We start from the raw sequence: 26,474 nt of genomic DNA on the forward strand, positions 1-26,474 counted from the left end.
GATTACTGTGCCCATTGCCGGTGAATTGAAGTTTTTTCCTTTTAGTGGCGCAGATCTAAGAGTAAGTATGGGTACGCCTGTTTTTTTCTTTTTTTTATTATGGTCGCGTAAAATTCGTCCGATTGCTGCCGGGATTCTAACAGGAGTCACGGTTGTTTTCTTTCGGGTTCTTTTGGACAGGATTCACGTTTCATCCTTTCATTTTCAGGATTCATTTCATTCCAATTATCCTGTCTTTTTTTATTACCTTGTGTTTGCGGCGTTTTTTTCATTTTTTAAAATCAACAAATTGTATGAGCGTCCGTTCATAATTGGCTTACTTGGAATCGTTATGGAAACAATGGCCAATTTTGCGGAAATATTGATTCGCCATTTTACAAACCAAATGCAAATTTCCGCCTCTACTTTTCCCATTATCGGGGGAGTTGCCATTATCCGCAGTTTCTTTGTACTTGGTTTCTTCAATATTTTAATTTTGAGAGAAACGAAACTAGCAAAGGAGCAGGAACAAAAGCGGAGCGAACAGATTTTGCAATTAATCTCTAACTTATATGTAGAAATGTTTCAATTAAAAAAGTCTTCGAAAAATGCCGAGGCATTAACGAGCACCTGTTATTCGCTTTACCGCGATTTGAAACAAATAAACGTTACAGAGCATGCGCAAACCGCCCTGAAAATTGCTGGCGAGCTTCATGAAATTAAAAAAGACAATCAGCGCATTTATGCGGGATTGTCAAAATTATTGGTAAAGGAAAAATTGGCAGATTTTATGAGCATCGAGGAAATCCTTTCTGTGATTGTTCATGCAAATAAAAATTATGGAGAAATGCTTGGTAAAACAATCGATTACCATGTTACTATTTCCGGCGACCATCCGCGCTACCATACTTTTATCCTTTTTTCCATCCTAAATAATTTTGTGGCCAATTCGGTTGATGCCATCGACGAAAAAGGAAAGATTGTTTTATCAATCAAAAGGGCTTCTGCTTTTGTTCAAATCAACGTCAAGGATAACGGATGTGGAATTCCCCCTAAAAATTTTCAATATCTTTTTAATCCGGGGTTTACAACAAAATTTGATCAAAATGGAATGGCCTCAAACGGAATCGGGTTATCCTACATCAAAAATGTGATTGAAAATTCCGGTGGAGAAATACACCTGGTTCATTCAACGGAAGCGGAAGGAACGATGTTTGAAATTCTGCTTCCGGTTGCAAGTTTAACTGAAATGGGATGAGAACAATGAACTTTTTTGTTTGTGATGATTCTCCTTCAATTCGGGGAATGCTGTCAAATATTATTGAAGAAGAAGGGTTTGGGATGGTTGTCGGAGAAGCAGAAGATGAAACAGAGGTTTATGCCTCCTCCCTTAACGCACAAAACATCGATATTCTTTTGATTGACTTGTTAATGCCCAATCGCGATGGAATCGAAACCGTCCGGGAAGTCGCTCCTTTTTTCCATGGGAAAATAATTATGATTTCACAAGTTGAAACGAAGGATTTGATTAGCGAAGCCTATTCGCTTGGTGTTGAACATTATATAACAAAACCAATTAATCGATTGGAGGTCGTAAGCATACTAAAAAAAGTAGGTGATTATTTGCTGTTGGAAAAATCCCTCCAAGACATTCAAAAATCACTTAGCATCTTACATGCAAACAAACAGCCATTCCACTTTGAAAAAAGCCTTATCAACAAGGAACTTGCAGTCATCTCGACCGCAAAAAATATCCTGTTGGAACTTGGAGCGATTGGAAAAAGCGGTGAAAGGGATTTGCTGGATCTTATAGAGATCTTAAACAAGTTTGAAAAAGAGGGCATTCGGGAGATTCCGCCATTAAAAGATTTGTATGAGATGGCTACCAAAAAGAGACTGCCTCACCCTGTCTCCCAAAGTGATATGAAAAAAGAAATCAAAGCAAGTGAACAGCGGATTCGCCGAACCATCCAACAGGTGCTTGAGCATCTCGCCTCTCTTGGACTAACAGATTACACAAACCCGACATTCGAGTATTACTCTACGAAACTGTTCGACTATAGCCAAATCCGGATGAAAATGCTTGAATTAGAAGGAAAAACGCACACCGATACCATATACTCACGGATCAACATTAAAAAATTCATCCAAGCTTTATTTATGGAGGCAAAAAGGTAGTTTTGTCTTTATCCAGGCTAAGAAAAACCGGGCAAAAACCGCCCGGCCCTTTTTAGTTTGGCGGATAAACGGAGTCTGTTGATTTCCGCTCCAGGCACTCGCTTTCCGGGGGGCGTGCGGGGGCCATTTCACCCTGAAAAATAGGGGAATTGGGCATTCGTGAGGCCACTAGTGACCGTTTGACCCTGAAAAATTGGAGAATTGGGCATTAGAGAAGCTAGTAATGACCGTTTGACCCAAAAAACAGGGGAATCGGGCATTAGAGAAGCTAGTAATGACCGCTTGGACCCAAAAAACAGGAGAATCGGGCATTAGAGAAGCTAGTAATGACCGCTTGGACCCAAAAAACAGGAGAATCGGGCATTAAGGAAGCTAGTAATGACCGCTTTGACCCAAAAAACAGGAGAATCGGGCATTAGAGAAGCTAGTAATGACCGCTTGGACCCAAAAAACAGGAGAATTGGGCATTAGAGAAGCCTCTAGTGACCATTTATCTTGATAAATATGAGAATTGGACTTTTTCATTTTTATTGGTATCTTTATGGCGATAAACGTCTCTATCAACCAGTTTTTTCCTTTCAATAGTCAAGAGATAAGTTAAGATATAAATTCTGATATTATAAAAAAAGAAAAAACGGGAGGTTACCATCTCCCATTTTTCTCTTACAAATTCCTTTTTTTCCCGCAGCGTACACAACGATCCGTATAGTAACTGAACTTATGATAACCCAGCAATAAGCACAAAATGGCTTTTATTCTCATTTGGAAGACTCCCTTATTGAAATAAATAAAGTCTACCAAACAGATATTAAGAGAAAATGAATAAAAGATTAAATTTTTCCCGCTCTTTTTAATCGATTCATTTTTAGATGCCGTAAACTCATCTAAAATACTTTACTTCGAGAATACTTAATTCAATGCATATTAAAATAAAAATGTATCTAGCGCATATTCACCAGGACCGATTAAAGCAACTCCAAGCGCAATCGCAAGCAGTGTTAAGTTGTATTCATATCCGTTTGAAGTCGCCCATAAACCATTTGCACCATGAACCTTCACAATAGCGATAACCATTGTGCCGGCAATGATGATTCCTGCAAGTGGAGTTAACAACCCGAGCGCAAACAATAACCCGCCAATAAGCTCTGCTAAACCAGCAAAAAGAGCCATCGTTACACCTGGTTTCATGCCAATCGACTCAAACCAGCCTCCAGTTCCCTTTAATCCGTAACCGCCAAACCAGCCAAACAACTTTTGAGCACCGTGACCTACAAAGAGTACACCAATTACCAAACGAATAAGTAATAAACCAAAATTAAACATCTAACAATCCTCCTATATTAATTATCTCGAATTCAAGATATAAGTCAAAAAAATTACTGACTTGCTCGTTCACTAACTTGTTTCAACCATTTAGCCAGCTGTTCTGCTTCTCCCTTGTTTAAGCAACCAAACAGATAATCAATCATTTCCTGATGCTCCGGCATAATAGTCCCCATTAAGCGTATTCCTTCTTCTGTTAGAGCCACATAGATGACTCTGCGGTCATCAGGACATGCGATCCGATTCAGCAAGCCTCTCTTTTCCAGTTTATCGATGACATAGGTCATGGATCCACTTGAAATGAGCACCCTGTTGCCAACTTGATGAATCGTTTGTTTAGCCTTAAAATACAGTATCTCCAAAACAGAAAATTCCGTTAAACTAAGGTTGTTTTTTGTCATTTCTAGCCTTATACGATCCTGCACTGCTTTTGAAGTTTGCATCAAAGCAAGGTATGGCAAATTCGAGCATTGCTTCTCCAACCGAACCACCTCCCACTTTAATCTCGAATTAAAATATCTTGAATACAAGATAATAATACTATCCAGAAACGAACATGTCAACTGCCTTTTTTTAATTATAAAAAAGACTATTAACCAGATTATTCCTATTTATTGGTTAAAAAGAAGGACTAACATGATATGTAGGCCTTCTTTTTTTGTCAAACTCTTGTTCTATTGTTCAATTAGACTTGTCACTGCAACATTTTGCTTCATATTTGGTTCATCAAGTGGATGGATCGTCGCCATGCCACTTTGTTGATCCACATGTTCAATGTAGATTGATTTTCCATTATGGCTTACATTTGCCATAACGGGTGAAAATGATATTTCCTGTGCCCGTTGTACATCCATTTAACCAGCCTCCTTTCCTTTTGGAACAAATATAATATGTACTTTAGAGAATTGATTTATGTGATTTTGACGAAAAACTTATTTGATGAAAAAAAGACACCATCCTCTTTAGGAAGTGTCTTAAAAAATTTTGTAAAATTGTTTACATTACTTAATATGGATAGGTTCCATATGGATAATAAGGTGCTGGATACGTTGCCGGATATGGTACTGGATAAGGATATGGATATGGATAACCGCCGACACCCACTCCTGGTGATGTTAACGCTCCAGCAGTTAATCCTCCTAAAAATCCCCCAACAAAAGGTGATCCAAAGCCGCCGTATCCATATCCACCATAATGGCCTCCATGGTATCCGCCATGATGGCCCCCATGATAGCCTCCATGATGTCCGCCATAATGTCCTCCATGATGTCCCCCATGCATAGGTCTTAGATCCATCAATTTATTCATCTCCCTTTTCAAATATCCTTCCTTTTGTACTATATGCGGGATAAATGTCCAGGGTATGGGCGGAATGAGAAACAAACTACTTTATCTCATTATGTTGCAGGGGAAAAATAACAGAATGCTTGATCATTTTCAAATAATTTTTGCTAGGAAGAGAACAAGAATTCTACTTTCCTTCAAACCAGCGGCGTGCATTTTCGACCATCATCATCTGGATTTGTTCTTCTGTTACACCATTGCGTAGTAATTCAGGAATGACCTCTTCAAGGACAAAGCTCATCGACCATTTAGGGTACATTTGCTCTGCCGCTCCTTCAGGAAACCAATCAATTGTGCAGCAATGGTCTTGTGATAAAAACAACCGGTTTGCATAACCTTGTTTGGCCAGTTCAATGACTGTCGTATTGCGATTCTCTGTCGAGCACTCACTTGTTAAGCCGTAGCGATCCATTCCAATAAAGGCACCCCGGTCAAGGACTTTCAAAATATACTCAAGGTTGTCGGTATCTCCTGTATGTCCAATTAAGATCCGTTCTGGGTTTACACCCTCTTCGAGAAGAATATCTAGCTGTTTTAAACCATTACGGCTTCCAGGATAGGAATGTGTCATAATCGGTACACCTGTTTGATTATGGGCTCGGGCTGCCGCACGAATTACTTTTTCCACATCCGGGGTAATTCCTTGAGCATCGGCTGCACATTTTAAAAACCCTGCCTTAATCGAAGTATTTTGAATTCCAACTTCAATGTCGCGGACAAACAAGTCGGCCATATAATCAACATCGCGATTTTGGAAATGAGGTGGTATATAATGATACGTATAGATTCCCGTTGCAGCAATAATTTGCACTCCAGTTTCCCGGGCAACTCGCTCAATAAAGCTGATATCGCGGCCCAGTTCCATTACCGTTGGATCACAAATCGTTTTTACCCCAAGTTGTTTCACTTTATTTACTTGTTGGACAGCCCTTGCAAACTCTTTTTCCTCATCATACAAATGAGGAAACTGGGCAAATACGGATTCTGAGCGTACGCGCATATGTTCATGGATCAGCGTCAAACCTAATTCGGAAGAATCAACATTTCCCGTAACAGAATGAATGATAGTCATTTCTACTCCCCTTTCAAAATCTTAAAATATTCGTTATGATGACGCTTTCAAAAGATGTTATTAACCCTTAAAATATTATGAATTATCTGATAATAAAATACCAGCTTCCCTTACACTAAGTCAATTCTTCTTTGACTTCCACCCAATCTTTTCAAAAATCCTCGCCTTTTTGCCAAATGAACCCTTAAATTTAATGATGGGCTCGAATCAAACATGAAATGCAACTACGCCGGCAATACTAATAGAAAAGATTTACTATTGGGGGAAGAATTTTGGGATATTCGTGGTTTTCGTTAGTACCTTTTCTGATCGTGATTTCGATGGCCATTTGGCTAAAAAATATTTTACCAGGCCTTGTGCTCAGTTTACTAGCTGGTTCATTGCTTGTTAAAGGGAACATTTTAGATGGAATTTACCAATCGGTTTCCTATATCGTTGCAACCTTATCCAATGGCAATAATATTAAAATCATTGCATTTCTCTATCTTTTTGGCGGGCTCGTTGGCATGATGAATATATCAGGTGGAATTAAAGGTTTTTCAGAATGGATGGGAAAGAAGATCCAGACTGAACGCGGACTTTTGGGCTTCATCTGGCTGACACTCCCGTTTACGTTCATGATGCCAATGTTTCGCATTATGATGATTGGACCGGTCGTAAAATCGTTGATCAAGAAAATAAACGTACCAAAGCAAAAAGTCGGCCTGACAATGGATATTTCTACTGAATCAGTAATTGTTCTATTACCCGTAGCGACCGCATTTGTCGGCTTCATGGTCTCGTTAGTCGGTGGCAGCCTGCAAAAGCTTCAAGTTGGAATGTCTCCATATCAAGTATTTTTGCTTAGCCTGTTGTTCAATTTTTTTGCCATCGTGATGTTAGCAATTGGTATTATCCGTACCTTTGTGGCATCTGCGAACAAAACAAGTGACTCAAGCGATCACCCGCAGTTGGATCAAGTTGAGAATGAACTGCATCGAAGTGGAATTCGGCGCGAATTATCCTTGGTAAAAGCACAACCGTGGAATTTAATTTTCCCTGTTTTATTGCTTCTTTTGCTTACATTTTATCTATTGTGGCAAAATGGCACTGAAAAAGGAGCTGTAACACTGGCTAAAGCATTTTCGCTTGCAGATGCAACCTTCGTCATGCTGCTAGCTGTTTTCGTCACCCTAATTTTAACGTGTATTTTTTACATCATCCGCCGACAACCATTAGGCGAACTTCTGTACCATTTTTTTGATGGAGGAAACCAAATGATGGAGGCGATCAGTCTCTTGGTTCTCATTTGGTCAATGACTCTATCGGCGGAGGAGCTTGGTTTTTCAAAATTCATTCGGATAACCTTAGGTACGTTTTTGCCAGCCTATTTAACCCCGGTAGCTATCTTTCTGCTTGGTTCGTTTATTAGCTATTTTCTTGGTTCTTCATGGGGAACATGGGGGCTATTCATGCCATTAGGAATATCACTCGCTGTTTCAACTGGAGCATCTATCCCGTTAACCGTCGGTGCTGTTTTTGCCAGCGGCGCATTTGGGGCACTGGCTTCCCCATTAGGAGATACAACAATCACAACGGCTTCCATTCTTGACCTCGATCTTGTCGATTATGCCCGCTATAAATTGAAGATTTCTGTGATGGGGGCTGCAATTGCAAGCGGTTTCTACATTATTGCTGCGCTGTTTATTTTTTGATTGGAATGGATTTGCCGAAATCATTTTTACATCAAATTGGGATTTCGGACTGATTGAATTCTCTCTTAAAGGAGAATAAGATAAATATTGACATAAAATTTTTTAAGATTTATCATTGTCTCATATTCAAGATATTCTAACTCAAGATTTAATCACGCTGTGCTGCGGCTGGCTTTGTTAAAAATGGCAAACCCCAAACAACCAATCACAAAGGAGAACCATCATGGAAAACAGCAAAATACTTGGAATGCAAAAATTTGGTTTTCAATGGCAAACCGAAGATCCGTTCATTATCACAATGTATCATCAAGATCTGTATCCACCCGGAAACGAAGATCAAGGACCGAGTACATCCCTAGAGGGAAGGAATCTTGGTGAAGATTTTACGCTGCGCGATGGTTTTCGAATGTATCACGGGACAACTGTTCCAGGTTTTCCCGCCCATCCCCACTGTGGGTTTGAAACAGTAACCATTGTTCTCGACGGATTTGTGGATCACTTTGATTCAAGCGGTGCACGAGGCCGCTATGGCAATGGAGATGTACAATGGCTTACAACCGGAAAGGGCTGTCAGCATACCGAGATGTTCCCACTTGTCCATCCGAATCAAAACAACCCGCTCCAGCTTTTCCAAATTTGGCTTAACTTAGAAGCAAAGAATAAATTTGCAGAGCCTGAATATAAGATGCTTTGGGCGGAAGATATTCCAGAAGTACAGCTAGTGGATTCCAATGGAAAGAAAACGAATGTAAGGCTAATTGCAGGAAATTTACAAGGAAAAACCAGTTTAAAACCAACCGTCGCTTCCTGGGCAAATGATCCAGACCATCATGTCGGAATTTATTTAATTCAAATGGAGCCAAACGCCTCTTTCACACTACCGGCTGTTTCGAATACACTGAACAGAAATGTCTATTTTTATAAAGGAAAAGAAATCAGGATTGACGGAAAATTGATTCCCTCTTCCCATCGTGTAAAACTGACTGGTGACCAAGACATTGAAATTACAAACGGAGCGGAAACCGGATATTTGCTAGTTCTTGAAGGCGAACCGATTCAAGAACCGGTCGTGTCTTATGGACCATTTGTGATGACAACGGAACAGGAAATTCGGAATGCTTTTAGTGAATACCGGAGAACACAATTTGGAGGCTGGCAATGGGGACGGCTTGATCCTGTGAATGAGCGTGATTCAGGAAGGTTTGCCCGCTACGCAGACGGAACGATTGAAAAGAGAGGATAAGTAAGTCAGGAATTGTACAAAATCGAAAAAATACCATGTCAATCATATTCAAAAAACGAATCGCCCATTTTGGACGATTCGTTTTTTCTTCCATTTAAAAATTCAGCGGGTAAGATTTTTGTTCCTTGTGCGGCGGCTGCTTGCCATTGTTTTCCGGTTGGTCTTTTACTTCATTGTACCAAATTTCATGGTGGTGTGCTGCATAATCCGCTTCCATATATCCGGTAACCATCGCATTGAAGGAAGCCCGTTCATGCGGATGAAAGATGGTCAGATAAATATGAACACCAAAGAAAAGTGTAATGACCAAGGCTGAAATATCATGCACAACGAGCATAAATAAACTTGCTGCCCCAGTAAACCAATCAAACCAGAGCGCGAAGCCTGTGACAGTTAATAGAAAACCAAAAATCACCGCAATTAAATAATACATCTTTTGACCCGTATTGTATTTTGCTTGCGGAGGCATCCCATCACCGCCGATAAAATAGTGCTTCGGAGCTGCCTTCAACCAGCCTGCATCGGTTTTATTCCATTTAAATGATGTTAAAAAACCAAATCTCCTTTTGGAAAAAATAAAATAAACAATTGGGGCAATGACAAACAGCAAGGCACCAATTCTGTGTACCAATCGAACGGTATGACCTGCTGCATGATCCAATAAGCTTGATGTTCCTTGAAAAAAGATCAAATAACCGGTGATCAAGGCTAATACAAAACCGACAGCTACAGACCAGTGCATTAGCATATCACTGAGCTGGTAGCGGCGAATCAGCTTTTTTGGGCGGTTACTCATCACCTTCGCCTCCTTTTTCCGGTTGATCATGTTGGTTGTCTTTGCTTGTATAGGACGCTGACGACACGATAAAGTTCGCCAACAAACCAACAGCCGTTACTCCCATAAATAATTGGGTTACCGGTTTAATTACGTCTTTCCGGAAACCGACCAACTCGTTCGTTTTTGGATTTGCCGGCAGCCCATATGCCTCTGGTTTTTCTGTCAAAACGTAAATATAGTGGGTGCCGCCCATAATTTTGTCCCCATATACATTGGCATTCGGGAAACGGTCTTTAATCTTTGCAACCCGGTTATATGCTTGTTTTACTGCTAAATCCCATGATTCAACTTCCAGCGCATTCGTTGGGCAGGTTTGTACGCAAGCCGGTTTTTCGCCATTTGTGACCCGGTCTTGGCAAAAATCACACTTGTTCATCTTGTTTTTGCCGGTCAGTGCATCCAATTGATAGCGTGGAATATCAAATGGGCAAGCTTTTCCGCAATAAGAACAGCCAATGCACTTCTCTCTCTCCAAGCCAACAAATCCATCCGCATGCGTAAATAACGCACTCGTTGGGCAAACATCTACACAGGGGGCATCTGTGCAATGCATGCATTGATCTTTCCGAATGAGCCATTCCATTGTTTTAGTAGAGGCATCATATTGCTCGGAAAATTTCATTAACATTAGTGTATTGCTAGAACGGTCTGCCGGATTTTGATAGGTTCCCGGTACTTTTTCAAACTCTGTCGCGGGCAGATTATGCCATTCTTTACAAGCTAATTGACACGCTTTACAACCTGTACAAAGAGAGGTATCCACCAATATTGCCTTATCTTTTTTCCCAGCCAAGGTTAATTACCCCCTTTTGTCACATTGCATAAGCATGCTTTATATTCCGGGGTTCCTGTATTTGGGTCGAATGAGGAAATCGTCACTTTATTAATCGATTCGCCATGTACGAGTCCTTTATAACCCCATCCCCATGGTACACCAATAATCTCCACATCCTGCCCTTTAACTTTCAATGGTTGAATGCGATCGGTGACCATTGCATCAAGGGATACTTTACCGCGTGCCGTACTGATGGTAACTTTATCGCCAGACACCACTCCCAATCTCTTGGCAAGGCGGGTGCTGATTTCCGCAAAATTTGACGGCATTAATTCATTTAACTGCGGAGTATTCCTTGTGACACCGCCTGACAAAAACTGCTCTGTGACCATATAAGTGGTTAATACATATGGAAAATCTTTTGATTCGCCGGATTTCTGTATCTCTGGCAGTACAAATGGGCGAAGGATTGGATTGGATTGCTGCGTATACATCGGATTTTGAACTGGCGACTCCAATGGTTCATAGTGTGCCGGCATCGGCCCGTCTAATATTCCCGGTTCTGTAATGACAGGTGCGACTTTGAAAACATTTGGATCATAACCAGGTTTCAGCGTTAGATCGGGTGTATTTTTTTGCTTCTGCGCATAAACGGTACGGAACAATGCTCCTTTTCCATCACCATTTGAGAAAACTTTGCCACCCTCTGGTGTATCTGGTGCTTTATCTTTTGCTGCAACATCCAAATTATCATTGCCTGCCCAACTTACTCCGTTCCACCATACAAGAGGGCGGTCTTTATCACGCGGTTTACCATTGTGATCAACCGAGCCTCTGTTCCAAAGGACACGGGTATTGTTTGGCCAAGAAAATGTCCAATTCGGATGCAAACCAAGTCCGCTCGGATCTGCAGGATCACGACGCAATGAATGGTTTCCGTCTTCGGTTATCACACCGGTATACAGGCCGCCCATCCCAGAGGACACTGTTCCGGGTTCCGCTTTTAGAATCTGTACTCCAGAACTTAGTAACTTGCCTGAAGCTAGGTCGTATCCGTTCATTTCTTTTAGGACAGATTCCATGTTGACTCCCTCTTGCCCCGTAACCTTGAAATCCCAAGTGAGGTCAAGAATACCTCTATCTTTTGGGTCGTTGCTGTTTGCATACAATTTTTTAATTTGATTCATGATTTCATAGATAATATCTCCATCTGGTTTTGCTTCACCAGGAGGAGGAACAGCGACCGTTTTTCCTTGAATCCAACGAGCCGAGTTTGTCATGGTTCCCGCTTTTTCAAACGCCATTGCTGCTGGCAGCAAAATAACTTCCGTTTGAATAGACTTCGGATCAATGCCTGGATATTGCCAAAATGAGGATGTTTCCGTTTCGAAAATCTCTGAAACAACCAATAGTTCCAGATTGCTGAGTCCCCGCCATACCATATCCAAGTTTGGTGTACTGACAGCTGGATTTTGTGCAAAAATAAAGCCCATTTTGAACTCTTTTTTATTCAATTTTTCAAAAATCGGTACATAGGATGCAGCCGAATCTTTTGAGCTTCGTTTTGGCAAATAATGATAGCCAAATTCATTATCTGGCGTAGCGTTTTTTCCGTACCAGGCTTTTAACAAGGCAATGGTTTTCTTCGCCTTCGTTGTCCCAACAGCCTTCACATAATCGTTTAACGTTGGATGAGCATCTGTTGGCATCGGCATATAGCCTGGCAAAATATGCGGCAAGCAGGCAATGTCCGTTGACCCCTGTACGTTCGGTTCGCCTCGATTCGCATTTATTCCGCCGCCAGCCATTCCCATATTGCCAAGCAGCAATTGGATAATGGCATACATTCGAATACCTTGAACCCCAACTGATTTTTGAGTCATTCCAAGTGCATACAAAATCGTTCCCGGACGATTCTTGGTAAATGTCTCAGCAATAAGTTTCATTTTATCAATAGGCATTCCAGTAATATTGGAAGCCCTTTCAAAAGTATATTCTGCAAAATGCTGTTTCAATTTCATCAGGACACAATCCGGATCTGTTAAAGAATCAGCCTTCAGCGGCTGTCCGTCGGGATCTAATTGATACGTCCAACTGGCCTTGTCGTATTTGTGCCCTTTGTTGTCATAGCCAGTAAACAAGCCATCATGAAACGAGTAAGCAGGATTGATTTTATACAATGCATTTGTATTTGCACGAATGTATTCTTCATCGTACAGTTTGTGATCCAAAATGTAGTTTACAATTGCGCCGAGATACCCAATATCTGTCCCTGGCCGTATCGGTGCATAAAGATCCGCTACTTTGGCTGTCCGATTAAACCTTGGATCGACAACAATGACTTTAGCTCCTCGCTTTTGTGCTTCCAATACCCAGCGCATTGCCAACGGATGGGTTTCGGCTGTGTTGTTCCCGCCAATTAAAATCACTTTTGCATTTTTCATATCTGTAAAACTGTTAGTCATGGCACCACTACCAAATGAAGGGGCTAAACTAGCCACCGTCGGAGCGTGTCATATCTCTGCCTGATGTGTATAATTATGAATCCCTAATGCCCGGTTAAATTTCGTGTACAAATAGGCTTCTTCATTATCAATCTCAGCACTGCCCAAGCTAAAGATTCCATCTAGACGATTCACTGTAACGTCTTTACCATTTATATTGACCGTTTTGGTAAAAGTAGTGTCACGAACACTTTTTACTTTCTTCGCAATTTTATCAATGGCATCATCCCAGGAAATAGGTTCCCATTTGTCACTTCCCGGTTTCCGAACCAATGGATGGGTTAAACGCAATTTTGAATTATGCATTTCTTTAAGAGAACGTCCCTTTGGACACAATGCCCCTTGGTTGACCGGATGGTCCTTCAACCCCTCTGTTGAGACTACGGTATTCCCAACCACTTTCACTTCAATTCCACATCCTACGGAACAGAAGTGACAAATGCCGTAGGACGTTTTAGCCCCTGCTGTCATCAATGGAAAAGCTTTGTTATTCTCTTCTTCCTTGGCAAAAACGCGTTTTTCAGCTAAGTATGATGCGGCAACCGACGCTGCTGTAAACTTCATAAACTGACGCCTGGAAAGCTTCGGCATTTTCTATTACTCTCCTTCCAACCCCTAAGAATTGTGTCTTCATGCTTACTTGATTTTTTTACCGAAAAAATATGCTTTTTTTCCCTCTAGCAAGCTATTTTTCTTTTTCTTCGGTGATTTCTTTTGCAGAATCTTTAAACTCTTTGATCGTTTTGCCAAAAGCTTTGCCTACTTCTGGAAGCTTATTCGGCCCAAATACAATCAGCGCGATGACCAAGATCAATATCAGCCCTGGGATTCCGATATTGGAAATGGACAAAATGACTCACCTCTTTTGTGAAGAATTTCAGAACGGCTTTGTGCACTAAAAACTCGTTATTTTAAAGCGCCTTCACAGATAAATCATTAACCCCTTACCCGACTACAAATTTACTATACCATACCCACTAAGGTATATTCCGTGACAGAAAAGTGACAAATTCGATTTAAAAAACTGGCTTGGCTATAACTAGGCTGAAAGCAACCATCACTAGGTTTAAAGATTCGGTAAAATAAATACCCGCGAACTCTCGCTATTTTTAATAGAAAAGATTGCAGGTTGGGAGACATATGGAGTTAGAGGAAACAAAATATGCTTGGAAGATAATAAAGAGGACAATCACTAATGCAATTTACTTTTACCTATTTTACAAATCATCCGCAAAACACGAAAAAAAATTCAGAAAAGCAATCTTTCGTCCTTTTCTGAATTGAAACAGTACGATATTAATGGGGATCGTAAATTTCGTATGCTGTTTTTAACGATTCGACAATATCATCGGCAATTTCGTCGGCATTTAAATGGTCGGTTTCAAGCTTGGAATGATGAGAATTATAGATTGCCTGCCGTTTATAAAATAATTCTTCTATTTCTTCCATCGTAAGCCCCTGTAAAACCGGTCGACTATCAATGATTATATTCAATCTTTCTTTCCAAGTTTCCCAATTGATATCTAAAAAAATAACGATGCAATTTTCTAATGTTACCTTTCGGACTTCTTCTTGTAAATACGCCCCTCCACCTAATGAAATCACTTTTAGTTTTTGGGTACAGAAGTTTTTTATTATTTCCTTTTCTTTTTCACGAAATGCCTTCTCTCCAACTATTTTAAAAACATCAACAATCGGAATGTTAAAGAACTTTTCGATTTCCTTATCTATGTCAATAAAACTTCTATATAATTTTTTGGCAACTAATTCACCAACAGTTGTTTTTCCAACACCCATAAACCCAATAAAGACAATACTTTTCTCCCTGATTGATACTCTTTTCTTCATAAAATAAAGCTCTCTTTCTCATGGTTACATCAAAGATATCCATTTTATATTTTTTAAATTAGAATTTTACCCATCTTATTAACGTTCAACAACTAAAAAATATATACTTATACAAATGCTACATTTTTAAGAATATTTATTTTATTGTACCATAATAAACTGGAACTTGGTACTTTTATAACAAAGAGAATCAAGCAGGATTGATCATGTTTATGCAAGGAGCCAGCTGGCTGTCAGATCTAGACAGAAAAAACCGTTGCAGTATATTTTTGTCCAAAATAACAATTACTTTCGTGTTCCAAGAAATTCTCCTTCTTCAATCTGATAAGGGTACATAGTTCAATGTTATCTCCAACTAGACTTTAAAGGATAGAACTGTAACGATACCAGTGTAACATTGCCGTCAAGTGCAAATACTTCTAATCCTTCACTTGTATCATTTGGAAAAATCAAATCGGTCATTGCCAGCTCTCCATTGTTCGCAAAAACTTCGACAGAAGACCAATCCACAAAAATATGCAGTTTTATTCGACTCTGTTTTGGCTTGAGCGTTGCTGTGTGTTTACACGGGAAATACGGATTGAAAGAAGTGTCGCCTGAATTGATCCGATCAATGAACAATTCTTGTTTACCGACATCATAGCCAATGACTGTTTTTTCATTTTTTGACTTTCGCAAGCTAAACCCAAACGCTGATGCAGAATCCAATTCGAACTCGGCAATGATTTCGAATGATTTGCCGTTTATTTCTGAAAAAATAGGATCCGGGCTTTGATGAATAATTACATCATTCAGCTTCATCTCCTCTTCTCGAAGATGACTTAGCTCAGCAACCGGGGTTTGAATCAGCCTTACACCTTTTGTTGTATTTTTAAGCTTCAATTCACGAGGAAGTGTCATGGCACTTCTCCATCTGTTTGTTGGTGTATTGTTTGCATATTTCCAGTTACTCATCCAACCGATAAATATACGGCGCCCGTCTTCAGCAGGAAGATCTGACCAAGTCACTCCAGCATAATTATCTCTACCGTAATCAAGCCACAGTACCGTTTCGTTCGGATTCTCATTTCGAAAGGTTGAACCGTCAAAATCACCAATAAAGTATTGCGTTCTTGATCCTTCAGGGTATGCCGGATCCTCGCCAATACTGACAATCATGACCCATTTATCATCATGAGAATGTGCAACCGGCAACTTAAATAAATCCGGGCATTCCCATACACCTTTATGCGACCCAGCATCAACACCAAACGAACTTGCAAATTCCCAAGATTTTAAGTTAGAAGAAGTATAAAGGCGAACATGATCACCTGCCGCCAGTATCATGATCCATTTATTCGTTTCTTCATGCCAAAAAACTTTTGGGTCTCGAAAATCAAGATATTTTTCATCTGATAATACGGGATTCCCCTCATACATATGCCAGGTTCGCCCTCTATCAACACTGAATGCGATACTTTGCCTTTGTCTTGGCCTTCCTGAACCTGGATATTGATCAGCATGTGTAAAAATCGCCACAAGACCAGAACCGCCTTTAAAAAAACCGCTAGAATCGTGGTGGTCAACAACTGCACTCCCGGAAAAGATCATTCCATTCTTATCTGGAAATAATGCGGTTGGCAAGTGCTCCCAATGAATCAAATCATGACTGACTGCATGTCCCCAATGCATCGGCCCCCAAATTATATCAAAAGGATGATACTGATAAAAAAGATGGTATTCCCCCTCAAAATAAACCATTCCATTCGGATCATTCATCCAATAGGCATGAGGTGAAAAATGAAACTGTGGTCGAAAAGCTTCTGTATAATATTCTTCCAAATTATGCAATTCATTTTCTTTAGGATTCATCAATAACGCATTCTCCTTAGGTTGTGACTATCAGCAATTGAAACATTTCCATAACAGAATAAAAAAATCAGCTTGTTTCAACCTACTGCTATTTTACACGAAATAATTTGGAATTGTATAATTTCGAAAAAGGATTGATAAAAATGGAATCAGCAGGAATATGATTTATTGGTGCACTTTAACTGAAGCCAAAGGTGCTTTGACCTTCACCTCTGGACAAATTAGCAGAGAAAAAACCTCATAAATTTTAAAAATAGGCAACACCTTAAACAGGTGTTGCCATTCTTTAGGAAAAGTTTCAAAATTCCTTCTATTTTACTTCCATTTCCCAGTCAATACTTCTGTTCGATCTGTTGCGAGCGAAGGCGTTCTTGATAAATTGGAGATTTCAGCATACATTTCTTCTGTCATGTTAAAATCAGCTGCAGCTAAGGCATCTTCCAATTGATGTCAACAATCCACGACTGAAGTCACGAGGGGTCTCGACTAATACCTAAATTACGCGCACCAATAATAGGGGCAGTAACTACTGGGTTGGCCATTACCCAAGCAACTGCTAATGTTGCCGGTTTCACACCGTGTTTTTGTGCATACTTGGTGAATTCTTCAGCTGTCACATAATCTTCACTAGCACCATACCGGTCTTTGTAGCGGGGATTCTCTACAAGACGACCCTTCTTAGGACGTTTATTTACCCCATATTTACCTGTAAGAAGGCCGCCACCAAGCGGGCTGTAAGGAATGACTCCTACTTGTTCTGACTTTGCCAATGGAAAAATTTCTACTTCTGCTTGGCGTTTAACCAAGTTATACATTGGCTGGATCAATTCAAAACGAGCCAGTTGCTCTTTTGCTGAAATCCCTAACGCCTTGGTAATTTGCCATGCTGCCCAATTGCTAACGGCGGGGTAAAGAATCTTTCCTTGCCGCTGTAAATCATCAAGTGTTCTTAGTGTTTCCTCAATAGGAGTTTATTCATCAAAATCATGGACAAAATAAAAATCAATATAATCCGTCTTTAAGCGGCGCAGACTATTTTCAATCCCTTGCATTATATGTTTTTGCGTCAAACCTTTTGCATTTACATCTGCTCCGGTATTCCAAAACACTTTGGTCGTTAAAACGATTTCATCTCGTTCATGAGCGATGCATTCTCCTAGAATTTCTTCTGAACGCCCGTAAACATCGGCTGTATCGAAAAAATTGATACCAGCTTCCCGACAACGTTTATACATCGCCTTAGATGTTGCTTCGTCAGCATCTCCAGCAAAAGACATTGCACCAAAGCATAAATGTGAGACTTGAATTCCTGTTTTCCCCACTGTACGATATTCCATGTTAAATAACCGCCTGTTTTTACTTTGCTTCTAATAGTCAAAAAGGGCAGTTAGCTTAATGACGGTTTGTCAATAGTAATTGATTATTCAACATTTGTTTTCAATTATAAAGAGAAACAAGCTAGTATCAATAGTTAAATGAACGCAATATGTTGATTACTCAACAATTCAATTAACATTGTTGAGTATCTGGGTTACTAGGGGGCAGCCCTTTGGCTTGTTGGAGCATAAATTCGTTTGGGGATCAATCTTAAAACTGAGGGATTGCAATGGTGGATGGAATTAATTTTTGGGACGGAGCCATTTGGAATTACCTTAGCGGCTCAGGCGAAAGAACGAGGGCTGCAATACAAAATCATTTGTGGTAGCAAGTAGTTCGGAGGTCAGTCCCCTTGCTGATTATAGTATTAATTCGTCCGACGACTGACCATGAAACTCCGCTCGTTTCATTATACAAGGAAAATCCACTTTATACCAATTGGATAGAACCAAACTCACCATGCGGATGGTTTTGCAATTTAAATTTCCTATACTCAGATTCTAATTTTGCTATTGGCAGCTTGTAAAGCTGATGATCTTCTTTATTGTACACGTTTAAAAAAATTAATTTATTGATAAGTTTTTGCCTCTTTTTCTCTTCATGTTTTCTCATTAAAAAATACCCCTTCCGATTTACAAAACCTTCCTTAATTAAGCAACTTTACATTCTATCTGATTAATTTTTTGTTTGATTAATTGTATTATAAACTTATAATTCCTATATGTAAAGTAAGAATTAAAACCAAATAATAAAGGCACTCTCAAACAATACAGTGCCGTGTGAATTTTCAAACATCTCTGTCATGGTGTAAGTCTGCTCATTTGTCTTCGGTGCTGATTGTTCCCTCTTAAATTTCCTGCTAACTGTCCTTTTTTGCATAACAAAAGCCCCCTTAATATTAATTAAGCGAGCTACGAACCTAAACAGTCTTCTTTGATAAGTCTCAATCAGTCTTCTATCCCAGTCCCAAACAATCTTCCCTAAAACTGGTCGAAGACTGTGCGGAAATCCCTATGTATGTTTATATCATTGCAAAGGGCAGGCTATGGCTCAAACCCTTGCGGCTGTAAGCAATATTGGCGGGACTGCGTGGGAATCGAACCCACCTGACCAGGCACGCTGGTCACAAGCGGTTTTGAAGACCGTGGAGGACACCAGTACCCCATTCAGCCCCGAAATGAAAATAGCGACTTTTGTATTATACTTGAAACAATCGGTGTTTTTCAATAGTATTCACCTAATTGTCGAATTTTCAATATAGTTTTCCAGCAATCTTCACCAGCGAAGTGAAGTTTCCGATGGAGTATTCAAATAATTCTCTTGAAATTAACCGAGGAATTGGATCGGTATTTTGTTCACACAATTGTAAATTTTCGTATTCCTTTCTTGTCTTCACTGCAAATTTGCATCTATAATAATAGTAAAATGACTGGTGCAGGTGAGTACATATGCTTCATGGCTGGTTTATGTGGTTTATTTTGCTTTGGACCCTCTTCTTGATTGGCTCTTTTGCGATCGGCGGCTATTTTATGTTTCGGAAATTTTTAAAACAACTGCCTAAAGAAGACGGTAAATCGGTTATGGATTGGGAAGAGCATTATGTGCAGCAATCGCTCCACCTTTGGCATGATGATGAAAAGCAATTGCTGAATGAGCTTGTCAGCCCGGTTCCAGAGTTATTTCGCGATGTAGCGAAGCACAAGATTGCCGGGAAAATCGGTGAACTGGCCTTGAAAGAACAAGCACCGAAAATCACAAAGGATCTTGTCATTAAAGGCTACATTCAAGCAACACCTAAGCGCGACCATAAATTTCTGCGCAAACAGCTAAATGAAAAACAAATCGATGTCACTCCCTATGAACATCTCTTCTAAACCGTCTTTGTCCCGGACGGCCTTTTATTTTTCAACAGGACTTTTATGCAGGGGAGACTACCTTCTCCCCCTTTCCCTCTTTGTTGGTTACAACTTAATGTTTTTTAATTGGTGATGCAGTTTTTTGTAATTAATATACATTGCGATGCGCCACGGAACGATCATGCTGTAGGCAAGCAGGAAAAACATTCCGCCGAGCTGCTTGTAGTCAATTGATGTGCTGAGGATGGACTTTGCAACAATGCGAATGATTAAAAGGCCGATTAAAATGAAGACAAAGGCTTTCGAACGTTTTAAGTAAATATCATTACCCTGAATCTCAAACTTGGACGTTTTGATTAAAAAAATCGAGAACAGCATGCCGACAATGACCGCTTCAACGATTTCTGCTGGTGTAAGCCTGAAGTCGGGAATTATATACATAAGAGCACCTGTTGACATAAAGATGGGCGGCAAGACAATTTTTTTCACTGATGCGGGCTTTTTGGCTGCCTTCAACCGGACAAACAAAACAAAAACCGCCATTAGAGCAGCGCCAACTGATGACACAACAACCATGTTCATAGAATACATCCATTCCTTGTCAAATTTAGTTTCAATCAAATTTCGCGAAATTAATAAAAAAACAATTACAAAGTGTTTAACGTAAAAATTACGAGCCAATTTGGCAGCAACGAACAAAAATGAAAAACCATTTTTGGAGATTCCAAAATGGCTTATTATTTTAAAACTCTATTGATTGCTTCAAGTACGCGGCTTTCATCGAATGGTTTTATGATAAAATCTTTTGCCCCCGTCTCAATTGCCTCAACCACCATTTTCTGCTGACCCATTGCGGAACACATGATGATCTTCGCGTCGGCAAATTCGCTGCGAATCAGCTTGACCGCTTCAAGACCGCTCATTTCAGGCATCGTTATATCCATCAAAACAAGATCCGGCTTTAATTCCTGGTACTTTGCAACCGCCTCTTTGCCATTTTCTGCTTCGCCGGCAACTACGTGGCCAGCATTTGTCAAAATAGTGGATAATGTCATCCGCATAAATTTTGCATCATCGACGATGAATATTCTTGCCACCGCATTTCCCCCTCGTGCCGTCGTCTAGTGTCAATTTAAATTACGCAGCTCGATTCTCTCCTATATACTACACTCAAATATAGCGAATCTTTGCAGAAAATTCAAATGAACCGAACTGTGACAGCCGTTATTTCAAGCATTAGAATCCGGTAAAGCCGCCAAACATTCCTTGAAAAAGGATAATGATTTTTGTCATCCAGTCAAAGAATAACACAAGTCCCATGACTATCATAATGTATCCGCCAATTTTTACAATCTTTGTGTTGTGTTTTCGGATCCAGCCCATACGGCCAATAAAAAAGGACAGAATAAAGAACGGAATCGCAAAACCGAGTGAATAAGCGGTCATGTATAAGACACCAAATTCCGGCTTCGATGCGGCAAGCAAGATGACAGAGGACAAAATCGGCCCGGTGCACGGCGTCCAGCCCGCAGCAAATGCCATTCCGATTAATACAGAGCCAATATAGCCCGACGGACGGTTTTTAAATTCAAACCGGCGGTCTTTCATCATAAATTCAGGTTTGAACAGACCAACTACGATCAGTCCGAAGAAAACGATAAAGATTCCGCCCAGTTGGCGAATCAAGTCTTGGTATTCTCGGAAAAAGCTGCCGATCAGCGATGTCCCGAAGCCAATTGCGATAAAAATAATTGAAAATCCGATTAGAAAAAATAAAGTATGTAGCAAACTTCGCTTTTGCAGCATGACATTCTCACTTTTCAACTCACCAACAGACATGCCTGTAATGTAAGATAAAAAAGCGGGATATAGAGGTAAACAACATGGAGAGATAAAGCTTAAAAACCCTGCTCCGAAAGCTAGAAAAATGTTTACATCCGCCATTTCAACACTCCCACTTCATCGTATTCCATTTAATTCTACCAAAATCCACCGCGAAAAGATAATGATTTATTTCATTCCGAATGTTGCTGATCCAACAATATAATAAAGTATATTCCAGCCATTGAATTGGTAATGACTGCCTTCCCGAAAAAATCACGACTTTTAAAAAGACATGACATCGGGGTCATTTTTTCATAATGAAAAAAGCACCCATACATATGAGTGCTTGTCCCAATTATTTCATCTGCTTGTTCATTGCCTGCATCATTTGATTGATTTTCTTCTGGGACGGCTTCATTCCCATTTGCATCATCATCATTTTCAGCATTTGCTCATTGATTGGCGGATTTTTCTTTAAATAGCTCATCATATATTTGCGAGCAATGAAAAAACCTAGTGCCACACCAGCTGCCAAAGCCAGTATACCTACTAGAATCGTGGTCACCATTGCATTTTTCCTCCTTCATGTTGTCTAATTTACAGTGTACTAAAATCTGCTCCACAATACAATATCTGATTCAATTAGACAAATTTTCTTTCTTTAATCGGTTTTAACCAGCCGAATCGCTGATGTTCAAAATCGATTGCCAAGAAGGATGGCTCACATTTTCTTAGAACCTCAAAAAAAATCGTTTCTGCTTCATAGCTTCCGAACGCTTCGATCGTTACCATATTCCCGTGAATCTCCAATTCCGCTCTGCTTTGTCTGCCGTTCAATTCAATTATGTAAGACTCATGATCGTATTGGAATCCTCTTCGTTTACCGAGCTGCTGCTGAATAAGCTGGCGGATTTTCAGGGCGTGTAGCGGTTTCGTAATATAGTGAATTTGTTTTTTAATAATGTTTTTTAGTTCTCCCTTTGCGAATCCGTATTCCTGAAAAAGCTGGAAAAACATCCGCTCTCTTCCGAAGTAATGCGCGGCAAATTCATCTTCTATCAAATAGAGTTGATATTTTCTCACCACAATCTCTCCTTCGTACGATCCTCTTTTTCCTATTATAAGAAAAGCATACTAAAACATTTGTCTGACGGTGGAGAAAACTTTCACTATTATTGTCGAAATTCATAAATTTCAAAAAGTTGCCACAATAAATCGATCGAATTTTGTAACCAAACGTGAAGCTCAATGGCAAATGACCATTTCACTATAAATTCCACCTTTAGCTTATTCCTTTTTATTTTACTAACATACTCTATTAAAGAATTTGTAAAAGGTGGGATTGAAAAATGGATTCAAAAAATGCGGACATTCAAAATGCACAGGCTAATCTCCTTAGGCTGCTCGTTGCAAAAACCTTACAAAAATATGGGGTTACAACGGAAAGACCTTCATTAAGTGAACAAGAGCGGAAACTGCTAAATGAATCGATCCATTCATTGAAAGATCGAGCAGAATACCTAGTTAATCACCTGCAGAAAAAAATAACTGAAAACGATCCGCCTGTTTCCCCTTCACCGCTAGCAGGAAACCAATCGCAAGCAAGTTCGAATCAATGGAATGAAATTAAATTTCGGAAACGGAATCGAAGAAAATAAACGATTGCTGTTGTCGTTTTGTCCAAACCGGAAATAGTAGACAAGCATACGCTAGAAAGGAAATCAAACAAGGGAGGAATTCAAATGGTAAGAAGAACTTGTAGAGCAGGAGATGTTGGGAGTGAATTAGTCTGTCCATCCCAGTACCGGGAGCGACGCTGGTCAGCATTAGATCCTGAGAGGGAGCACCCAATGGCAGAGTTTTGTGCCAACCATGCACCAACTGAACAAGCAAATCAAACTCAAGTGATGAATCAATTGTCTCAAGAGTGGATTTTAATTAAAGATTCTTGTGATGTTACTGTGAATACGACCGATACAAAGGCAGCTCTTTCCCTTCAAGCTGCATTGCAAGCTGCAATTCTTGTCGTTGTTCGCCTATCCATTGCTGACGGTCAGATGGCAGAACAAATTACCCAGGAATTGTTGCAATCTTCGCAAGTTCAGCAAGTAACCTTGCAAAAAACGATCATTGAAAACTCCAAAAATGTCAATGTTACGACGACCGACACGCAAATCGCCCTCAACATCCAAGTTCTCTTGCAACTGTTGCTTGCATTAGTCGTGGAATTGGAAGTTCTTTAAACACAGCGTCTCCAGGTTTACACAAATAAATTAGGCGCAAGGGGTATGCCCCTTTGCGCCTCCATACTCACTTGCTTCTTCTAGCAAAATCAACAAACCGAAATTTATCCAGTCGGTGCCTTGATTCCGTGTATTGAAATAGTCTCGCATTATCCAAATAAACAAAATTGCGGACAACAACGACGTGCTGATAGCCTTTTAAATCAAGAAACTTTTGATCTTCAGGTGTACATTCCTCAACGACAATTTCTTTTTTGGCAAAACTGATGTTTAAATGCCGTTCATGTTCCAAATAATGATAAATCGATTTTTCGCAAATTTCTTTCGTCAAGGAAGGTACAAACTTTTTATTGAAGTAGTCTATATCAAGAATAATTCTCTCGCCTTCTGTTTCTCTTGAGCGCACAACTTTCCAAACTTCATCTTTTGGCGTTAAGTTTAACTGTCTTTGAATAAACTCATCCGGTTTCATGCAATAGAGCTCATAGACGGTCGTATGGAACGGCTTGTCCACCCGTTCGCTAATTTCTTTAAAACTGACAAGTCCAGATATTGGAAAATCAAACCGCCCGATATCAAGTACGATCGAACCTTTTGCTTTAATCTTTTGAATATAGCCATTTTGCGACAGAAGATTGAGCGCCTTTCGAACAGTCTCCCGCGATGTCCCGTATTTTTCCGCTAACTCATTTTCTGACGGGAGCCTTGAATTTTTCGGATAAACACCATCCTCTATCTGCGCCGCAATCTCCTGATAAATCATTTGAAACTTATTCTTCACCATCAAATCACCCAATTTATTGTATCATTTTTTCAGGTGAAAAATAATCGATTCATATGGCTTTAACGTCATTTTCTCAAATTGATCCGAGGAATCCGGATAATTTGACAGCAAAATGCGTCGAGTAAACCCTTCAATTTTCACCTTTTCCGGGAGGGAAAACTCCGCTTCTGATCCATAAAAATTGCTTACAACCAGCAATGTTTCCTTTTCCGCTTTTCTCACATAGGCAAAAATGCGTTTGTCCTCTTCTACTAAAAGCTGATATTCTCCAGTCGTAATAATCTCATAGTCTTTTCGAAGCTGGATCAGCTTTTGATAATGGTAAAAAACTGAATTCCGATCTTCAAGCGCATTGGCCACATTAATCTCGCGATAATTGTTTGCCGGGTGTATCCATGGTGTTCCACTCGTAAAACCGGCGTGTTTACTTGCATCCCATTGCACAGGCGTACGCGAATTGTCACGCGATTTGCTTTTTAAAATTTCCAAAATTTCCTGCTCAGGCATTCCTTGTTCTTTTTTGATTTGATAAATATTAAGAGATTCCACATCGCGATAGTCGTCAATGGATGTAAATTTCGGGTTGGTCATACCGATTTCTTCGCCTTGATAAATATAGGGTGTCCCTTGCATCATATGGATTGTTGTCGCCAGCATTTTCGCAGATTCGACGCGGAATTCACCATCATTCCCATAACGGGAAACAATTCGCGGCTGATCATGATTACACCAGAACAATGCGTTCCAACCGCCGCCCCGCTGCATTTCGACTTGCCATTTTGACAATATTTTTTTCAATGCCAAAAAGTCAAAGTCAGCTAGCGTCCACTTATCGCCATTTACATAATCCACCTTTAAGTGGTGAAAATTAAATGTCATGCTCAATTCATGGCTATCTGGATTGGAATATTGAATACAGTTTTCAATGGTTGTGGAAGACATTTCGCCAACTGTCATGGCATCATTGCGCGCAAAAACTTCCTTGTTCATTTCCTTCATAAATTCATGCACACGGGGGCCATCTGTGTAAAACCTTCGCCCGTCCCCTGGAGGTACTGTGCCGTCATCGTCCGGAAAGCGCTGGTCTTTGGAAATGAGATTGATCACATCAAGCCTAAAGCCATCTACTCCTTTTTCAAGCCAAAAATTCATCATTTCGTAGACTTTTTTGCGCACTTCGTTGTTTTCCCAATTCAAGTCCGCTTGCGTTACATCAAACAGATGCAAATAATATTGACCTGTTTGCTCGTCAAATTGCCATGCTGAACCGCCAAATTTCGATTCCCAGTTATTCGGCTCACTTCCGTCTTCCTTACCGTTTTTCCAAATATAAAATTGGCGGAACGGATTGTCTATTGATTTACTTGCCTCACGGAACCACTCATGCTCTGTCGAGGTATGGTTTACAACAATATCCATAATCAATTTGATGTTCCGCTCATGTGCTTCTGTTAAAAGCTGGTCAAAATCAGCCATTGTCCCATATTCTTGATGGATCGAATAGTAATCACTGATGTCGTATCCATTATCTTTTTGTGGTGAAGCATAAATTGGCGTTAACCATATAACGTCAACGCCCAACGTTTTTAAATAGTCTAGTTTTGTGATAATCCCCTGTAGATCTCCAACTCCATTACCACTTGTATCTTTAAAGCTCTTTGGGTAAATTTGATACACTACTGATTTTTTCCACCATTGTTCTGACACACTATCACCGCCGTAAAGTATTCTTAGTTGCTAT

28 protein-coding genes, 1 tRNA gene and 1 pseudogene are annotated in these 26,474 nt (G+C 40.0%); 7 read left to right on the forward strand and 23 right to left on the reverse strand.

The genetic code is table 11. The annotated features are described in order from the left end of the window. Window positions 1-67: 67 nt before the first annotated feature. A complete protein-coding gene (locus ACQYAD_RS09160) occupies window positions 68-1,237 on the forward strand; it encodes a sensor histidine kinase (RefSeq protein WP_430237496.1) in 1,170 nt (389 codons plus the stop codon). A 5-nt stretch (window positions 1,238-1,242) separates the two neighbouring features. Continuing rightward, window positions 1,243-2,157, forward strand: coding sequence for a response regulator (locus ACQYAD_RS09165; RefSeq protein WP_430237498.1), 915 nt, complete (start codon window positions 1,243-1,245; stop codon window positions 2,155-2,157). A gap of 924 nt (window positions 2,158-3,081) precedes the next feature. Here ACQYAD_RS09165 and ACQYAD_RS09170 read toward each other — a convergent pair. From ACQYAD_RS09170 to ACQYAD_RS09190, 5 genes are all read right to left on the reverse strand, one after another. Then, window positions 3,082-3,480 (reverse strand): DoxX family protein, encoded by a 399-nt coding sequence (locus ACQYAD_RS09170; RefSeq protein WP_430237500.1) that lies wholly within the window; start codon window positions 3,478-3,480, stop codon window positions 3,082-3,084. Between the two features lie 53 nt (window positions 3,481-3,533). Further along, window positions 3,534-3,962 (reverse strand): MarR family winged helix-turn-helix transcriptional regulator, encoded by a 429-nt coding sequence (locus ACQYAD_RS09175; RefSeq protein ID WP_430237501.1) that lies wholly within the window; start codon window positions 3,960-3,962, stop codon window positions 3,534-3,536. Window positions 3,963-4,154: 192 nt separating this feature from the next. Continuing rightward, window positions 4,155-4,334: a small acid-soluble spore protein H gene (locus tag ACQYAD_RS09180; RefSeq protein ID WP_430237503.1), complete on the reverse strand. Its 180-nt coding sequence runs from the start codon at window positions 4,332-4,334 to the stop codon at window positions 4,155-4,157. 151 nt (window positions 4,335-4,485) lie between these two features. After that, a complete protein-coding gene (locus ACQYAD_RS09185; protein WP_430237602.1) occupies window positions 4,486-4,776 on the reverse strand; it encodes a hypothetical protein in 291 nt (96 codons plus the stop codon). 175 nt (window positions 4,777-4,951) lie between these two features. Continuing rightward, window positions 4,952-5,896: a phosphotriesterase family protein gene (locus ACQYAD_RS09190; RefSeq protein WP_430237504.1), complete on the reverse strand. Its 945-nt coding sequence runs from the start codon at window positions 5,894-5,896 to the stop codon at window positions 4,952-4,954. A 272-nt stretch (window positions 5,897-6,168) separates the two neighbouring features. Between ACQYAD_RS09190 and ACQYAD_RS09195 the strand changes: the two genes are divergently transcribed. After that, complete coding sequence (locus ACQYAD_RS09195) at window positions 6,169-7,590, forward strand: Na+/H+ antiporter NhaC family protein (RefSeq protein ID WP_430237505.1); 1,422 nt, start codon at window positions 6,169-6,171, stop codon at window positions 7,588-7,590. Window positions 7,591-7,813: 223 nt separating this feature from the next. After that, window positions 7,814-8,833: a pirin family protein gene (locus ACQYAD_RS09200; protein ID WP_430237508.1), complete on the forward strand. Its 1,020-nt coding sequence runs from the start codon at window positions 7,814-7,816 to the stop codon at window positions 8,831-8,833. 94 nt (window positions 8,834-8,927) lie between these two features. Here the strand turns inward: ACQYAD_RS09200 and ACQYAD_RS09205 are convergent, their stop codons facing one another. The 11 genes and pseudogenes from ACQYAD_RS09205 to ACQYAD_RS09255 form a co-directional block, all read right to left on the reverse strand. After that, complete coding sequence (locus ACQYAD_RS09205) at window positions 8,928-9,629, reverse strand: formate dehydrogenase subunit gamma (protein ID WP_430237509.1); 702 nt, start codon at window positions 9,627-9,629, stop codon at window positions 8,928-8,930. Beyond that, entirely contained in the window at window positions 9,622-10,464 is an 843-nt protein-coding gene (locus ACQYAD_RS09210) for a 4Fe-4S dicluster domain-containing protein (RefSeq protein ID WP_430237511.1), read from the reverse strand. Before ACQYAD_RS09210 ends, ACQYAD_RS09205 begins: the two co-directional genes overlap by 8 nt. 2 nt (window positions 10,465-10,466) lie before the next feature. After that, the gene (gene fdnG, locus ACQYAD_RS09215) at window positions 10,467-13,541 is read right to left on the reverse strand and encodes a formate dehydrogenase-N subunit alpha (RefSeq protein ID WP_430237512.1); all 3,075 of its coding nucleotides are present in this window, start codon (window positions 13,539-13,541) and stop codon (window positions 10,467-10,469) included. A 94-nt stretch (window positions 13,542-13,635) separates the two neighbouring features. Continuing rightward, window positions 13,636-13,794 (reverse strand): twin-arginine translocase TatA/TatE family subunit, encoded by a 159-nt coding sequence (gene tatA / locus ACQYAD_RS09220; protein ID WP_430237604.1) that lies wholly within the window; start codon window positions 13,792-13,794, stop codon window positions 13,636-13,638. 452 nt (window positions 13,795-14,246) lie between these two features. Continuing rightward, window positions 14,247-14,798, reverse strand: coding sequence for a shikimate kinase (locus tag ACQYAD_RS09225; protein ID WP_430237514.1), 552 nt, complete (start codon window positions 14,796-14,798; stop codon window positions 14,247-14,249). A 345-nt stretch (window positions 14,799-15,143) separates the two neighbouring features. Continuing rightward, a complete protein-coding gene (locus tag ACQYAD_RS09230) occupies window positions 15,144-16,649 on the reverse strand; it encodes a glycoside hydrolase family 32 protein (RefSeq protein ID WP_430237605.1) in 1,506 nt (501 codons plus the stop codon). A 315-nt stretch (window positions 16,650-16,964) separates the two neighbouring features. Then, entirely contained in the window at window positions 16,965-17,093 is a 129-nt protein-coding gene (locus ACQYAD_RS09235) for a hypothetical protein (protein ID WP_430237516.1), read from the reverse strand. Window positions 17,094-17,119: 26 nt separating this feature from the next. Further along, window positions 17,120-17,986: pseudogene (locus ACQYAD_RS09240) on the reverse strand (aldo/keto reductase). A 469-nt stretch (window positions 17,987-18,455) separates the two neighbouring features. Continuing rightward, window positions 18,456-18,638 (reverse strand): Fur-regulated basic protein FbpA, encoded by a 183-nt coding sequence (locus tag ACQYAD_RS09245; protein WP_430237518.1) that lies wholly within the window; start codon window positions 18,636-18,638, stop codon window positions 18,456-18,458. Between the two features lie 123 nt (window positions 18,639-18,761). Then, a complete protein-coding gene (locus ACQYAD_RS09250) occupies window positions 18,762-18,905 on the reverse strand; it encodes a hypothetical protein (protein WP_430237520.1) in 144 nt (47 codons plus the stop codon). Window positions 18,906-19,103: 198 nt separating this feature from the next. Further along, a tRNA-Sec gene (locus ACQYAD_RS09255) sits at window positions 19,104-19,200 on the reverse strand. Between the two features lie 274 nt (window positions 19,201-19,474). On the opposite strand from ACQYAD_RS09255, the gene ACQYAD_RS09260 reads away from it, so the two are divergent. Beyond that, window positions 19,475-19,900, forward strand: a complete 426-nt coding sequence (locus tag ACQYAD_RS09260) for a DUF2621 domain-containing protein (protein ID WP_430237523.1) — start codon at window positions 19,475-19,477, stop codon at window positions 19,898-19,900. Window positions 19,901-19,987: 87 nt separating this feature from the next. Here ACQYAD_RS09260 and ACQYAD_RS09265 read toward each other — a convergent pair whose 3' ends face one another. From ACQYAD_RS09265 to sirA, 5 genes are all read right to left on the reverse strand, one after another. Then, complete coding sequence (locus ACQYAD_RS09265; protein ID WP_430237526.1) at window positions 19,988-20,464, reverse strand: CcdC family protein; 477 nt, start codon at window positions 20,462-20,464, stop codon at window positions 19,988-19,990. 155 nt (window positions 20,465-20,619) lie between these two features. After that, the gene (locus ACQYAD_RS09270) at window positions 20,620-20,979 is read right to left on the reverse strand and encodes a response regulator (protein ID WP_430237529.1); all 360 of its coding nucleotides are present in this window, start codon (window positions 20,977-20,979) and stop codon (window positions 20,620-20,622) included. Between the two features lie 139 nt (window positions 20,980-21,118). Continuing rightward, window positions 21,119-21,826, reverse strand: a complete 708-nt coding sequence (locus ACQYAD_RS09275) for a cytochrome c biogenesis CcdA family protein (RefSeq protein WP_430237531.1) — start codon at window positions 21,824-21,826, stop codon at window positions 21,119-21,121. A 235-nt stretch (window positions 21,827-22,061) separates the two neighbouring features. Beyond that, window positions 22,062-22,274, reverse strand: coding sequence for a YneF family protein (locus ACQYAD_RS09280; protein WP_430237533.1), 213 nt, complete (start codon window positions 22,272-22,274; stop codon window positions 22,062-22,064). 74 nt (window positions 22,275-22,348) lie between these two features. After that, window positions 22,349-22,789 carry a sporulation inhibitor of replication protein SirA gene (gene sirA, locus ACQYAD_RS09285; RefSeq protein ID WP_430237534.1) on the reverse strand — a complete coding sequence of 147 codons (441 nt, stop codon included), beginning with the start codon at window positions 22,787-22,789 and terminating at the stop codon, window positions 22,349-22,351. A 266-nt stretch (window positions 22,790-23,055) separates the two neighbouring features. Between sirA and ACQYAD_RS09290 the strand changes: the two genes are divergently transcribed. Together ACQYAD_RS09290 and ACQYAD_RS09295 are read left to right on the forward strand one after the other, a co-directional pair. After that, window positions 23,056-23,364, forward strand: coding sequence for a hypothetical protein (locus ACQYAD_RS09290; protein WP_430237536.1), 309 nt, complete (start codon window positions 23,056-23,058; stop codon window positions 23,362-23,364). Between the two features lie 84 nt (window positions 23,365-23,448). Then, the gene (locus ACQYAD_RS09295; protein ID WP_430237539.1) at window positions 23,449-23,949 is read left to right on the forward strand and encodes a spore coat protein; all 501 of its coding nucleotides are present in this window, start codon (window positions 23,449-23,451) and stop codon (window positions 23,947-23,949) included. Between the two features lie 67 nt (window positions 23,950-24,016). Here the strand turns inward: ACQYAD_RS09295 and treR are convergent, their stop codons facing one another. Together treR and treC are read right to left on the reverse strand one after the other, a co-directional pair. Continuing rightward, window positions 24,017-24,733, reverse strand: a complete 717-nt coding sequence (gene treR, locus ACQYAD_RS09300) for a trehalose operon repressor (protein ID WP_430237542.1) — start codon at window positions 24,731-24,733, stop codon at window positions 24,017-24,019. Between the two features lie 21 nt (window positions 24,734-24,754). Then, window positions 24,755-26,440, reverse strand: a complete 1,686-nt coding sequence (gene treC / locus ACQYAD_RS09305; RefSeq protein WP_430237545.1) for an alpha,alpha-phosphotrehalase — start codon at window positions 26,438-26,440, stop codon at window positions 24,755-24,757. Between the last annotated feature and the right edge of the window lie 34 nt (window positions 26,441-26,474).

Source organism: Neobacillus sp. SM06 (genome assembly GCF_050496765.1).
Lineage (GTDB): Bacteria > Bacillota > Bacilli > Bacillales > Cytobacillaceae > JAEVLT01.

Coding starts and splice junctions, on each gene's coding strand:
- ACQYAD_RS09160 (WP_430237496.1), top strand. CDS start 68: ATGGGTACGCCTGTTTTTTTCTTTTTTTTATTATGGTCGCGTAAAATT.
- ACQYAD_RS09165 (WP_430237498.1), top strand. CDS start 1,243: ATGAACTTTTTTGTTTGTGATGATTCTCCTTCAATTCGGGGAATGCTG.
- ACQYAD_RS09170 (WP_430237500.1), bottom strand. CDS start 3,480: ATGTTTAATTTTGGTTTATTACTTATTCGTTTGGTAATTGGTGTACTC.
- ACQYAD_RS09180 (WP_430237503.1), bottom strand. CDS start 4,334: ATGGATGTACAACGGGCACAGGAAATATCATTTTCACCCGTTATGGCA.
- ACQYAD_RS09185 (WP_430237602.1), bottom strand. CDS start 4,776: ATGGATCTAAGACCTATGCATGGGGGACATCATGGAGGACATTATGGC.
- ACQYAD_RS09190 (WP_430237504.1), bottom strand. CDS start 5,896: ATGACTATCATTCATTCTGTTACGGGAAATGTTGATTCTTCCGAATTA.
- ACQYAD_RS09200 (WP_430237508.1), top strand. CDS start 7,814: ATGGAAAACAGCAAAATACTTGGAATGCAAAAATTTGGTTTTCAATGG.
- ACQYAD_RS09205 (WP_430237509.1), bottom strand. CDS start 9,629: ATGAGTAACCGCCCAAAAAAGCTGATTCGCCGCTACCAGCTCAGTGAT.
- ACQYAD_RS09225 (WP_430237514.1), bottom strand. CDS start 14,798: ATGAAGAAAAGAGTATCAATCAGGGAGAAAAGTATTGTCTTTATTGGG.
- ACQYAD_RS09230 (WP_430237605.1), bottom strand. CDS start 16,649: ATGAATCCTAAAGAAAATGAATTGCATAATTTGGAAGAATATTATACA.
- ACQYAD_RS09245 (WP_430237518.1), bottom strand. CDS start 18,638: ATGAGAAAACATGAAGAGAAAAAGAGGCAAAAACTTATCAATAAATTA.
- ACQYAD_RS09250 (WP_430237520.1), bottom strand. CDS start 18,905: ATGCAAAAAAGGACAGTTAGCAGGAAATTTAAGAGGGAACAATCAGCA.
- ACQYAD_RS09260 (WP_430237523.1), top strand. CDS start 19,475: ATGCTTCATGGCTGGTTTATGTGGTTTATTTTGCTTTGGACCCTCTTC.
- ACQYAD_RS09265 (WP_430237526.1), bottom strand. CDS start 20,464: ATGAACATGGTTGTTGTGTCATCAGTTGGCGCTGCTCTAATGGCGGTT.
- ACQYAD_RS09275 (WP_430237531.1), bottom strand. CDS start 21,826: ATGGCGGATGTAAACATTTTTCTAGCTTTCGGAGCAGGGTTTTTAAGC.
- ACQYAD_RS09280 (WP_430237533.1), bottom strand. CDS start 22,274: ATGGTGACCACGATTCTAGTAGGTATACTGGCTTTGGCAGCTGGTGTG.
- ACQYAD_RS09290 (WP_430237536.1), top strand. CDS start 23,056: ATGGATTCAAAAAATGCGGACATTCAAAATGCACAGGCTAATCTCCTT.
- ACQYAD_RS09295 (WP_430237539.1), top strand. CDS start 23,449: ATGGTAAGAAGAACTTGTAGAGCAGGAGATGTTGGGAGTGAATTAGTC.
- treR (WP_430237542.1), bottom strand. CDS start 24,733: ATGGTGAAGAATAAGTTTCAAATGATTTATCAGGAGATTGCGGCGCAG.